Origin of the sequence: Mesorhizobium sp. B2-3-12, from assembly GCF_006442205.1 — a bacterium.
In the GTDB taxonomy this organism is placed as follows: Bacteria; Pseudomonadota; Alphaproteobacteria; order Rhizobiales; family Rhizobiaceae; genus Mesorhizobium.
Genome location: NZ_VFVR01000020.1, coordinates 1 through 12,067, shown reverse-complemented (window position 1 = coordinate 12,067; position 12,067 = coordinate 1). Strand labels below are relative to the sequence as shown.

9 protein-coding genes are annotated in these 12,067 nt (G+C 61.0%); 6 read left to right on the top strand and 3 right to left on the bottom strand.

The window, feature by feature from the left end; all coding sequences use genetic code 11:
* Positions 1 to 212: 212 nt before the first annotated feature.
* From FJ948_RS29010 to FJ948_RS28980, 6 genes are all read left to right on the top strand, one after another.
* Positions 213 to 1,073, top strand: coding sequence for a xanthine dehydrogenase family protein subunit M (locus FJ948_RS29010; RefSeq protein ID WP_140710558.1), 861 nt, complete (start codon positions 213 to 215; stop codon positions 1,071 to 1,073).
* On the top strand, positions 1,073 to 1,549 hold the full coding sequence (locus tag FJ948_RS29005; protein WP_140710556.1) for a (2Fe-2S)-binding protein: 477 nt from the start codon (positions 1,073 to 1,075) through the stop codon (positions 1,547 to 1,549). The genes FJ948_RS29010 and FJ948_RS29005 overlap by 1 nt, the downstream gene beginning before the upstream one ends.
* Before the next feature lie 2 nt (positions 1,550 to 1,551).
* Positions 1,552 to 3,816: a xanthine dehydrogenase family protein molybdopterin-binding subunit gene (locus tag FJ948_RS29000; RefSeq protein ID WP_140710554.1), complete on the top strand. Its 2,265-nt coding sequence runs from the start codon at positions 1,552 to 1,554 to the stop codon at positions 3,814 to 3,816.
* A 191-nt stretch (positions 3,817 to 4,007) separates the two neighbouring features.
* Positions 4,008 to 4,253 carry a MoaD/ThiS family protein gene (locus FJ948_RS28995; RefSeq protein ID WP_140710552.1) on the top strand — a complete coding sequence of 82 codons (246 nt, stop codon included), beginning with the start codon at positions 4,008 to 4,010 and terminating at the stop codon, positions 4,251 to 4,253.
* A 1,094-nt stretch (positions 4,254 to 5,347) separates the two neighbouring features.
* On the top strand, positions 5,348 to 6,805 hold the full coding sequence (locus FJ948_RS28985; RefSeq protein ID WP_246677652.1) for a metallophosphoesterase: 1,458 nt from the start codon (positions 5,348 to 5,350) through the stop codon (positions 6,803 to 6,805).
* 166 nt (positions 6,806 to 6,971) lie between these two features.
* On the top strand, positions 6,972 to 8,372 hold the full coding sequence (locus FJ948_RS28980) for a hypothetical protein (RefSeq protein ID WP_246677651.1): 1,401 nt from the start codon (positions 6,972 to 6,974) through the stop codon (positions 8,370 to 8,372).
* Here the strand turns inward: FJ948_RS28980 and FJ948_RS28975 are convergent.
* From FJ948_RS28975 to FJ948_RS28965, 3 genes are all read right to left on the bottom strand, one after another.
* On the bottom strand, positions 8,369 to 9,091 hold the full coding sequence (locus FJ948_RS28975) for a hypothetical protein (protein ID WP_246677650.1): 723 nt from the start codon (positions 9,089 to 9,091) through the stop codon (positions 8,369 to 8,371). The two genes, FJ948_RS28980 and FJ948_RS28975, sit on opposite strands and share 4 nt — an antisense overlap.
* On the bottom strand, positions 9,069 to 10,604 hold the full coding sequence (locus FJ948_RS28970) for an adenylosuccinate synthetase (RefSeq protein WP_246677649.1): 1,536 nt from the start codon (positions 10,602 to 10,604) through the stop codon (positions 9,069 to 9,071). Before FJ948_RS28970 ends, FJ948_RS28975 begins: the two co-directional genes overlap by 23 nt.
* A gap of 224 nt (positions 10,605 to 10,828) precedes the next feature.
* Positions 10,829 to 11,386 (bottom strand): hypothetical protein, encoded by a 558-nt coding sequence (locus tag FJ948_RS28965; protein WP_140710548.1) that lies wholly within the window; start codon positions 11,384 to 11,386, stop codon positions 10,829 to 10,831.
* Between the last annotated feature and the right edge of the window lie 681 nt (positions 11,387 to 12,067).

Here is a 12,067-nt window from a genome sequence, read left to right as displayed (position 1 = left end):
GCCACGGTCCAACTCCGGGGCTTCGGCGGGCCAGGGCGGCATCCAGTCCCCAAACGCACAAGCCCGGCCGACGCTCCCCCGCAGGCGTGTTTCCCTTCAGGTGGATCGCATTTTGCCGCACCTGGCCCAATCGCCTCGGCCCACGAACCGGATGGTCATTATGAGACGATTGTTTATAACGGTCGCTGAAATCGCCATACCAAGGGGAGACGATGCGCTACATACGTCCGCTTTCAATCGAAGACGCCGTCGGCCAACTGGCCGGATCGGCCGGCCCGGCCGCAATCCTTGCCGGAGGCAGTGATCTCCTGGTGAGGATGAAGGGCGGCTTTGTCGAACCCGAACTGATCATCGACATCAAGGGGATCACGGGCCTGTCCGAAATCCGGGCAACCGCCGACGGTTTCAGCATCGGCGCCGCCGTGCCTTGCGCCGTGCTGGGCGAGAACGCTGCCTTGAAGAAGGCCTGGCCAGGCGTGGTCGAGGCGGCCAAGCTGATCGGCTCCAAGCAGGTGCAGGGGCGCTGCACCATCGTTGGCAATCTGTGCAACGCCTCGCCGGCCGCCGACAGCGTGCCGGCGCTGGTGGCGGCGGGCGCGCGCGCCGTGGTCGTCGGCCCGTCGGGCAAGCGCACCATAGCAGTCGAGACCGTGCCGACCGCGCCGGGCCGGACATCGCTCGCCAAGGGCGAGATCATCGAGGCGATCCTGCTCGGCAGCCAAGCGCCGCGCTCGGCCGATGCGTATCTCAGGTTCATTCCGCGCACCGAAATGGACATCGCCGTGGTCAGCGCCGGCGTCAACCTGACGCTGGACGAAGCGGGCGTCGTGACGGCGGCCCGCGTGGCGATCGGCGCCGCCGCGCCGACCGTGCTTTTGGTCGAAGAAGCGGCCGAGGCCCTGATCGGCCGCAAGCTCGACGAGGCAGCGCTCGAGCGGCTGGCCAAAATCTGTTCCGGGGCCTGCCGCCCGATCGACGACAAAAGAGGCACAATCGAATTCAGACGCAAGGTTGCGGGCGTGCTGGCCAGGCGGGCCGCACAGACCGCCTATGCACGTGCAGGAGGCAAATGATGGCTGGTGTAGCGGTTTCAACCACAATCAACGGCGACGCGGTCGAATATCTCTGCCAGCCCGACGAGCCCTTGCTCGACGTGCTGCGCGACCGGCTCGGCCTGACCGGCGCCAAGGAAGGCTGCGGCACCGGCGACTGCGGCGCCTGCTCGATCATCCTCGACGACCGGCTGGTCTGTTCGTGCCTGGTGCTGGGCGCGGAAGCCGAAGGCCGCCGCATCGAGACCGTCGAGGGCATGGCGCATGGCGACAGGCTGCACCCGCTGCAGCAGAAATTCCTCGAGCATGCCGCGCTGCAATGCGGCATCTGCACGCCGGGCTTCCTGATCGCGGCGAAGGACCTGCTGGCGAAAAACCCCGACCCGACCGAGGAGGAAATCCGCTTCGGCCTGGCCGGCAATCTCTGCCGCTGCACCGGCTATGACAAGATCGTGCGCGCCGTCCAGGACGCGGCAATCGTTATGAAGGGAGCGTGAGCATGAATTTCGATCCACGTTTTTCCGGCCGTAAATTCGCTTCCGTCGGCACGCGCCCGATCCGTCCCGACGGCGTCGACAAGGTGACCGGCCGCGCCCGCTATGGCGCCGACTTCAACATGGCCGGCCAGCTGGTCGGCCGCGTGCTGCGCAGCCCGCACGCGCATGCGATCATCCGCAAGATCGACACGTCCAAGGCGGAAGCGCTTTCGGGCGTCAAGGCGGTGATCACGGCGGCCGACCTGCCTGATCTCACCGATGGCGATGCCGCCATGTACGACATCCTCGACAATTGCATGGCGCGCACCAAGGCGCTCTATGACGGCCATGCGGTGGCCGCGGTCGCCGCGATCGATGCCCGCACCGCCAGGCAGGCGCTGAAGCTGATCGAGGTCGACTACGAGGTGCTGCCGCATGTCACCGATGTCGACGAGGCGATGGCGCACCACGCCCCGCTGATCAACGACACGATCTTCACCGAGGGGCTGGAGCAGAAGCCGGCAAAAGCGTCCAACGTCACCAAGCGCTCGCAGTTCGGCCATGGCGACGTGCATCAGGGTTTCGGGGCGGCCGATTTCATCGTCGAGCGCTCGTTCAAGACCGAGCAGACGCACCAGGGCTATATCGAGCCGCATGCCTGCGTTGCCAATGTCAGCACCGACGGCACGGCGGACCTCTGGGTCTGCACGCAGGGCCATTTCGTCTACCGCCAGCATTGCGCACAACTGCTCGGCATGGAAGCCTCGAAGCTGCGCGTCACCTCGTCCGAGATCGGCGGCGGCTTCGGCGGCAAGACCCATGTCTGGGCCGAGCCGGTGGCGCTCGCGCTGTCGCGCAAGGCCGGACGCCCGGTGAAGCTGGTGATGACCCGCGACGAGGTCTTCCGCGCCTCGGGCCCGACCAGCGCCACCTCGATCGACGTCAAGATCGGCGCCCGCAAGGACGGCACGATCACGGCGGCCGAAGCGACGCTGCGCTATTCCGCCGGCCCCTATGCCGGTTCATGGGCCGAGATCGGCGCCATGACGGCGTTCGCCTGCTACAAGCTCGATAACGTCAAGACGGTGGGCTACGAAGTGCTGGTCAACCGGCCGAAGACCGCCGCCTATCGCGCGCCGTCGGCGCCGATGGCGGCCTTCGCGGTGGAAAGCGCCGTCGACGAACTCGCCAAGGAGATCGGCATCGATCCGGTCGAGTTCCGCATCAGGAACGCCGCCCAGGAAGGCACACGCTCTTCCTACGGTCCGGTCTACGGCCCGATCGGCATCGGCCCGACGCTGGAAGCGGTGAAGAACCATGCGCATATGAAGGCGCCGCTCAAGGCAAACCAGGGACGCGGCATGGCCTGCGGCTTCTGGTTCAATTTCGGCGGCCAGACCTGCGTCGACCTGAACATCGGCATGGACGGCTCGGTGTCGCTGGCCGTGGGCACCGTCGATGTCGGTGGTTCGCGCGCCTCGCTGTCGCTGGTGGCGGCGGAGGAACTGGGCATCGACTATACCCAGCTCAAGGCTGTTGTCGCCGACACGTCGAGCCTCGGCTATAACGACATGACCGACGGCAGCCGGGGCACCTTCTCGTCCTCGATGGCGACGATCTCGGCCGCCCGCAACGCGATAAAAATCCTGCGCGAGCGCGCCGCCCAGATGTGGGACATTTCCGTCGACGACGTCGTCTGGGAACAGGGCCACGCGGTCGCCAAGGGCGAGAAGCACGGCAATCTCGGCAAACTGTCGCTGAAGGAGATCGCTGCCAAATCGGGCACGACAGGCGGGCCGATCGCCGGCCATAGCGAACTCGTCGCCGACGGCGCCGGCGTCTCCTTCGCCACCCATATATGCGACGTCGAGGTCGACCCCGAGACGGGTTCGACCAGGGTGATCCGCTACACGGTGGTGCAGGATGCCGGCAAGGCGGTGCACCCGACCTATGTCGAGGGCCAGTACCAGGGCGGTGCCGCGCAAGGCATCGGCTGGGCGCTCAACGAGGAGTATATTTACGGCAAGGACGGCCGGCTGCAGAACGCCGGCTTCCTCGACTACCGCATCCCGGTGTGCTCCGACCTGCCGATGATCGACACGCAGATCCTGGAAATCCCCAACCCCAACCACCCCTATGGCGTGCGCGGCGTCGGCGAAACTTCGATCGTGCCGCCGCTGGCGGCGATCGCCAACGCGGTCTCGAACGCGGCCGGCGTGCGCATGACCCACATCCCGATGTCGCCGCCGCGCATCCTGGCGGCGATCGAGGCGGAACGGGAAGGCTAGGGCGAAAGCTAGGGATAAGGTGTGTTGAGATTCAGGTCAGGCCGAGCCGAAAGTGGCGGGTTCCGAGAACCGGAGCGGAGCGTACTTAAGTACGTGAGCTCAGTTCTACTGCGACGCAGTAGAACGGGGAAGCGCAGGAAGCTGCCATTTGCAGGCCGGCCTCACCTGAATATCGGCACACCGCAGCGCTGATGGTCGAAGTCACGCTTTGGGGCGCGCTCAGCCAGGTCGCCGGAGGCAACAGCAAGGTCGAGGTCGAGGCCAAGGACATCAGGGAGCTGTTCAGGAAACTCGCTGAACAGTATCCCGGCCTGGAGCCATGGATCGACCGCGGCATCGCGGTCGCGATCGACGGGACGATCTATCGCGACACGTGGAGTAAGGAGCTGCCGCCGGGGGCGGAGATATTTTTGCTGCCGAGGTTGGCTGGGGGGTGAGGGGGGCATAGTCGCGCTCTATGCTCAGCGGCCCCGACCTTCAGCGTTGTCTTGCCAACCACGAAGACTATCTACACCGGTCGACCGTGAGTTGCTGGTGAGCAGTTTTACACAAAAGAAGGCGTGAACTAGCCATACCTCTGAGCTATTTCTGGATCACTATCTCTCGGAACGTGGAGCCCGCCGCTGCGCCTGCCTCAACCTCATCCCCTCGACTTCGACTGGCGATACTCCGCCGCATCAGTTCAGGCGATATGTGGCTTGGCTTTGCCTGAGGCAACCGTCCTAGCCGTAGGCACGCCCTCTGTGTCTCGCTACCTCGATTTAGCTTCAAGAGATTCGATTCTGGTCGACCGGCAGCCCTTCCAAAACGTCAGGAAACACATCATAGCCGACGTCGGAGAAGTGACGCTGAAGATCCAGCAATCGATGGCAATTCTGGATCCGCCTTGGTATCCAGCCGAGGCGAAACGATGGATAGCTTGGGCAGCTTCGGTCGTCGGCCAAGGAGGGCAAATCCTCGCTACCCTTTGGCCAGAGCATACCCGGCCAACCGGGAGGGCGGAACGACAAGAACTCGCTAGCTGGGTCGGTGGATGGGGGAATCTGGATGATGCTGGCATCGCGATAGAATACCTGTCGCCAGAGTTCGAACAGGCGGCCGTCAGGAGGACTGGGGGCATAAGTTCCGATAGAGAGGCTCGACGTGGCGACCTTGTTTGCATATCGGTCAACTGCGAACCTAGTATGCCGCCACCCCACATTGAGCCGGGGCGGTGGATTCGCTTCACGATCAACGACTATCAGCTCGCCATCCGTGATACTCCGCACTCCACCGGTCTGTCGACAGTGGCACAAGTCCTCGGAGCCGAGGGATGGACATGGCCTCATGTAAGCCGGCGGGCGCTCGGTCGGGACAGTATCGATTTGTGGAGTTCACAGAACGAGGTCGCCGTGGTCAGCGACGGCCATCATCTGATTCAGGCATTGCGGGCGTACTTGACCTCGGAGCTACCGCCGACGGAACTGTTTCGTATATATCCGGCACTTGAAGAGTGGCGCATCCCGAAACCACCCTTTTGGAGAACTGCAGAGTGGCAACACCGATGATAGCGCTGAGGTTCAGAGACACCACGCCGGGCGTCGACACCATTCAGTCCCACCGTGAGATTATTTCGACCAAGGGCTTCGTCTGGTGGGGCTGGTGGAAGAAGACGTTCGAGGACGAGCACCTCGATGCGCTCGACACCATGAAACGCCCAACGATCGCCTATATCGTCGACCGCTCCACCAGGCGGATGTTCACTGCGACGGTTGAGGTCTGGCGCCGCGGGTTGCTGGACGGTGACGAGTTGGCTGCTGTTCCAAGCTATTATGTCGACGAGCGTACTCGCATCTTCGGCTGGTTCAAACTCATCGAAATACAGGCATGCGAATATCTCGATGAGGTAGCAAACAGGTTTGGCGATCACACTCTGGTGCCACTCGATGGAAGCGCCCGTCAGCCCGACCGGGTAGCCGCGACGACCCGCGCCAACCGGTCGGGGATTCTCCACCTGTCCGATCTTCATTTCGGACCGGACTACGACTTTCGCCTGCAGGGCGAAACACCGGTTATCGGCAACTCGAAGAAAACGCTCACGGAAGCCCTTGTGGACGACCTGGACAGGATAGGTGCTCAGAACGATATCGGCACAATCCTGGTTACCGGTGACTTCACGACCAAGGGCGACTGGAGCCAAGCCAGACGCAGCAGCATCTTGGCGGAGTTTGCGAGCCTCACTAAGGCGCTCGGTCTCGAGCGAGACCAGATCGTGGCCGTTCCCGGAAACCATGACATTGTCCGCGCGATGGATCTGTCGAGCGTCGATCCCGCCAAGTTGGCGGTGAGCAACCAGGCGACATACGAGCATGAGCTCCAGTACCGCATCTTCTGCGAGGAACTGATAGGCCGCGGTTGGAGGGAGACGCTGAACTATGTTCGGCGACTGCAATTCGGTGATGTAGATGTGCTGATCGGGGTGCTGAACTCATGCACCATCGTTCAAACCGAATGGAGCGAGTACGGCTACATTGGCGACAGTGGGATCGACGCCTTGCGCGAACTTGGTGCCGAACGGATCGATCGACCGACATTCAAGATCATGGCCCTGCATCACCATCTTTTGCCGGTGACCAGCGTCGCAACGCTGAATAAGAAGGGCATAACGCTTTCGGTAGATGCCCCGCGAATCTTGGACGCTGCTCAGCAGGCTGGAGTGCAACTGGCAGTTCACGGCCACGAACACATGCCACGAGTGGTAAAATACGACAATCAGTCGCTTGCCGGTGCTTCACAACAGCCAGCGATTTATGTCGTTTCAAACGGCAGTACCGGCGTTTCGCCAGTGCGGCGTCCCGGCAACGAGCGCAACACTTACTGCTTCTTCCGCTTGAGTGACAAGGAAATGCACCTGACGATGCGCGAATTGCGTGCTGACGGCAAAGCGGGTTCATCCCTCTTCAGTGGCGACTTGGAAATCTCGCCGATATTGCCGAAGGCGGCGGCCTGAACTTCATCCCAATCGATCGAATTGTCCTCTCGCGCGTCAAGGTGCGACTTTTGAGTGTACCGGCGCAGTTGTTCTTGGCCTGTGCAAAACTGGCGGGAAAGCGGGGAACATTCGCTTGCCCAGGTGGCGCTAAAGGGCACTATGTGCCCTTTAGCTGGAAGGCTTGTTGTCGGCCGGTGAAGAAATCGGATTGGGTATCGCTTTGAATTTCCGCAAGGATGAATCGCTGGACGCGTTGGCGCAGACCGGGAACGTGGCGCAATTCATCAGCTTCTTTCCCACGTCCGGTGGCGCGTTCTCTCAGAGTTACTCGCGCGTCTTCGGTTACGCCCCGAATCACCACTTCTCAGATGCAAAGGAGGCCCTTGCCGCCTTGCTGGCCGCGAGTGTGGATGCCTCGATAAATCTGCGCAGCTATGCCCCGGACAGTCCGCGGAGCAAAGAATTTGTCTACGGCATCCGAGACGTGCGGGAAGCTCTCGCGGGGCTGAAGCGCCTTATCTCGTCGGGCCTGTTCGTGATCGCCAATGAGACCATCGACATCAATGATGGCGGGGTTTCCGGCGTGGTCCAGGGCGGCATCATGGAGTTCGCTCCTGATGACACACCGCGGTGCGTCGAGAAGCCAGGGGTGGCTTCCCTACCCGTGCCTTGGGCGCTTGAACTGCTCACGAAAATCTATGGATTTCGACCTAACCTGGAGACACAGGGCCAAGGACGGCTCGAGTTCAGCATTCATCCTCGGCCACACGGCTGGAAAAACAGCTACACGCTATGCTGGGAGTGGGAGCCCGGAAATACGGCGGCGGCGACTGCCAGCATGAGCTGGCCTAACCGCTTCAGCCGACATATCGGCGACAAGGCGTTCGGGCTGCTCATGGCCGAACTCGTAGGCGCAAATGTGCCAGCTACCACTGTTTTCGGGCGGCGCGTTGCGCCCTTTACCTTTGGAAAGCCAACGGGAAGTCACGAGGTCTGGACCCGCACCTGTCCGCATGAGCCAGAGCCAGGAAAGTACACAACCCTCAAGGGCTGGACTGACCCATTCAAGCTTATGTCCGCGGAGGATCCCAACCACACTGCCATCGCTTCCGTAATCTGTCAGGCTGCGGTGCCGGCGGTCTATTCAGGCGCTGCCATTGTCACGATCGATGGAACGCTGCTCGTGGAAGGGCGCTCGGGTGAGGGCGATGGTTTCATGCTGGGTATCGACCATCCCGAAGAGCTGCCGTCTGCCGTGGCCGAGCAGGTCGACATGGTTTACGGCATGTTGTCCCGCTCGCTTGGAGCTGTACGTTTCGAGTGGGTCTATGACGGTCAGATGGTCTGGGTGGTGCAGCTCCATCGCGGTGCAACCCAAACATCACAGACTGTCTTGGTGCCGGGAGAGGCGACCCGCTGGCTAACCTTCGAAGCGGCAGAAGGGCTCGAGGCGCTGCGAACATTCCTACATGACATGCCGGCCGATGCAGGGGTGAAGATTGAAGGCGAGATCGGACTTACCAGTCACTTGGCCGACCTCGTCCGAAAGGCCAAGCGACCAGCCAGGTTGGCAGTACCAGCCTAGAGGCCCTCGTGCGGATGGCTGCCTGACCTCCGCCACAGATCCTTGATTTCATCGCCGTTGACGCATTGCGCCGCCAGAAGGTGATTGGCGGCATCCGGGACGCTGTAGGCGACGGTTAGCTCGACCAAGGCATTTTCCAGGGGTCTCGTTTTCCTTCGCTCGGCAAACGGATAGTCGGCAATCTTCACGAACGTGCCCTTCCCTCTCGGTTGGGGATTCATGATCGTGGACCCGCTGTTTATCGGGCTGAGGAGGATGTTGTCGCGGTGGGCGGCGACCAAGGACGCAGTGTCAAACGTCAGAATTGTGTGCGGCCGTTTCCGGTATGCCTTGGCCGCCAGAAGCCTGTGCAGCCGCCTCTTGTGCAGCCAAAAGAAGGTCTTGCCATTGAGTATCTTGTACCACTGAAATGGTGTCAGCCCGTCCTGAAGGCACTTCTGTAGCGCGCTGTCGCTCATCGGGTTATTGTCGCGGATGACGGCGTTGGGCAGCCCATCCTTTGCGATATCGACACTCTCGGGCCGACGCCTCTCCTCAATGGCAAGCCGCTGGTCGCCAGAAATCCCGTAAGTATCAAGGAGCGCTGTCGCGCTCATCAGCCCGTGATCCCGAATCGATGGGAACGAACCGTCCTCCGCCATATGGTACAGCCGCGGATAACTGCTGATCAGTTCGTTTTCCTGCACCCGCAGCTCCTCAGTTCCACTGCCGCCGGTCAACGATGACGGCGTCCTTCCCGAAGTCCTTGGAAATCAGCGACACGCGGGCGTTGGTAACCTTCTCCACCCGCTCGATGAAGTCCCTGGTCGTTGCGTTGAGCTCTTCGAAGGTCTGCGCCTTGCGATTGTCGATTCCGAGATAGTCGGCGAAGGTCAGCGCAATATCCGTTGCTCCGTTGATGCTGGCGGCGCGTCGCACCTGCTCCCAGTCAAACTCGGCGATGCGGCGTTCCTTTCCGGACACAGTGCCAACTTCGATCTTGTGCAGGTCCGCCGCAGGAATATCGCTCCGCGCCGCAATGTCCTCGACCGTAATCTCGTGCATCATCGGCCCGGACGTGCCGCCGACGCGGATGGGATAGGTCCGCATGACCATGATCACCCGTCGGACCCTCGTTGGTGCAATGCCGGCATCGGCGAGGCAACCGGATGCTGTTGTCTCGCGCGAGGTTACAAATGGGTACTCACCGTGATGCAGGCTGAGATCGGTTCCCTGAGTGCCCTCGAGGAGCACTGACTTGCCGGCAGCATAAGCTGTCTCGAGTTCGACTTTGGTGTCACGGATGAACGGCCTGAACTCCACGACGTGTTTGGCGAGGCGGACCTTACTGCCCCAGTACTCGTTGCCGTCTCGCCCCAGGATTTTTCGCGCCGTAGCAACTCCGACGCCCTTTTTGGTCGAGCCGATGACCTCGAGGGTGCCTGCTTCCCGTTCGATGTCGCTGTCTTCGATGATGATTGCCTGCGGATCGATCGACAGCCTGTCTTCGGTGAGCTTGAGGTCAGAGATCTCCTTGAGCACCTGCTTGACTGAGAGGGTCGCGCCCGAGCCGATCAGAATCTTTGCGTCAGGATTGCTTTGCGTTCCCGAGGGCAGCTGGATGTAGTCGTACTTGGGACTGGCGACCTTATGCCCAGCATTGGGTCCACCTACCCGCATGAGAACATCGTAGTTCTTGGCGATAAAGGCGCAGATATTGCCCTTCCCCTCGCTTCCGTACTGAGCGCCGACCAGAACGTCAACACACCGGGCAACGTCGCGTGGAAACAGGCCAAGTCCCGCAGTTGCCTGAGCGAGCAACGATCGGGGGCTTGAACGGTGGGTTTCCAAAACCACGTTGGCGACTTCCGCTAGCGCCTCGATCTTGCTTTCAGTCGCCCCGTGCTCGCGTGCCTCGTCGTAGCTGTTGAACTCCCGGATCTCCGCCTTGCGTGCCAGATAACGCTCGCGCAACACACCAATTGGCGCAGTGAGGTGGACGTGAACGACTCTGTCACCGAATTTGTCGCGGAAGTGCTTAACCTGGTCCAGCGTCCGGACCGCATCTACCAGCCAGATCCGATCCGCCGGAGCCCCGTTCGTTTCAGCCAGAAACTGATTGAGGACCCATTTTCCGTTGGTCTCACTGTCGAGCTTGTCGCCAAGCTTGATCAGCGCGTCGCGATCATCGGTGTCGCTGGCGCGCAGCAATAGCGCCCGTGTGGACACGCGTTTCGCGTCGAAACGTGACATCAGTTGCTCGGTAAACATCGACTTGCCGGCCGCAAGCGGACCGGACACCAAGAAAATTGGATTCAGTGCAACCTCCTGCCACTAGGAGCTCTAATCCTTCCCCATCGGCCCAGGACTCAGACTCCCCACTTCGAAGAGATATGCATCGATTTCAAATCAATCCATAGCTCGCGCGAAGGTTTTTGTTGAGAGATGCCGAATTGTGTTGGTTTTTGCTGCGAGTTCTATTGCAGGGCTTGATATCGGCGAAGGAACGCGCTCTTGGCTTCGCGCGGCGATAGGAAGCGTACCTTTACTTGGGCGGGTGCGATCCGATCGCGCTTAGCCCATTCGTCCGTGCCTGCCGGCATGATCTGAGCCTGTTCGGCGGCCAGCACACGCAGATCGGCTAGCTTGATTGCCTGATTTGGCTGAGTGCTGATGCCAAACCGCTCAGCGATCGCGCGCTGCATCTCAGTTTCAATCTGCCTGTAGTCCGGAAGCATCTGCTTGAGGGGGCGCGTAATATCGCCAAGGAAAGCTTCCGCCGCATCGTGCAGCAAAGCGGCCAAGGGATCCTCTTCCACGAGATTGCTCACCAACAGGCTGTGTTCGGCCACAGAGTAAAAATCGAGACACTGGCCCGCATAACGGCACTGAAGCGCCAGACCGTGGGCAATATCCTCGATGGTAAAATCGCTGGTACGGGGCGAGAGCAGGTCCAGCCAGGCGCCGCTGTGCAACATGATAGAGGGCCCGACGTCTATCTTCACCGCTGTTACCTGCTGCCTGCTCCACGCCATGCCCACACCCCTAAACTACCAATCGGTCATCACAGATCAATGAACTTGCAAATTTGCAAGTTCTATCCTATTCGAAACGGATGAGGCTGACAACTGAAGAAGCATCAAGAATCGCGAGAGACCTCAAAATTGCACTAGTCGATCGGCGCCTATCCGCAGCGAAAGCAGCGAGCCTTAGTGGAATCGAGCCCAGCCGTCTCAGTCGCATACTGGGCGGGCACTTCGCAACGCTAAATCCCAATGTGGTTCAAATTTGCACGTTCTTGGGAGTGGCGCTCCCAAGGGAGCAATACACCGAGAGCGTTACACGCATAATTGGCAGCGCTCTAAAGGTGTGGGACGGAAGTCCCGGTGATGTCGAGGAAGTGGTGAAGCTGTTCAATCAGATTGCCGCCCTACGCCGTCGTTAATGCAGAGCAATACGGCGCAAAAGATTGGGGTTAAGGTTGACCGCGGCATCAATGCTAGATCATGAACTACCTTCCGTACGCATGAGACTCGCTGCTAGCGAGCGTCCGCTTTGGCCAGCTCGAAACCTCAGCCGGCAAAGCTGAAAGTAAATTTTCGTCGGTGCGGGAGCTGAAAGCGGATAGTCCGCGATCGGCCCCAATTCGCCCAACCCACTAAGCGCAACCGTCCTACGCTCCGAGCGCTCCGGCGACCTCGGCGCGCCCATAGGCA

Coding starts and splice junctions, on each gene's coding strand:
- FJ948_RS29010 (WP_140710558.1), top strand. CDS start 213: ATGCGCTACATACGTCCGCTTTCAATCGAAGACGCCGTCGGCCAACTG.
- FJ948_RS29005 (WP_140710556.1), top strand. CDS start 1,073: ATGGCTGGTGTAGCGGTTTCAACCACAATCAACGGCGACGCGGTCGAA.
- FJ948_RS29000 (WP_140710554.1), top strand. CDS start 1,552: ATGAATTTCGATCCACGTTTTTCCGGCCGTAAATTCGCTTCCGTCGGC.
- FJ948_RS28995 (WP_140710552.1), top strand. CDS start 4,008: ATGGTCGAAGTCACGCTTTGGGGCGCGCTCAGCCAGGTCGCCGGAGGC.
- FJ948_RS28970 (WP_246677649.1), bottom strand. CDS start 10,604: ATGTCACGTTTCGACGCGAAACGCGTGTCCACACGGGCGCTATTGCTG.
- FJ948_RS28965 (WP_140710548.1), bottom strand. CDS start 11,386: ATGGCGTGGAGCAGGCAGCAGGTAACAGCGGTGAAGATAGACGTCGGG.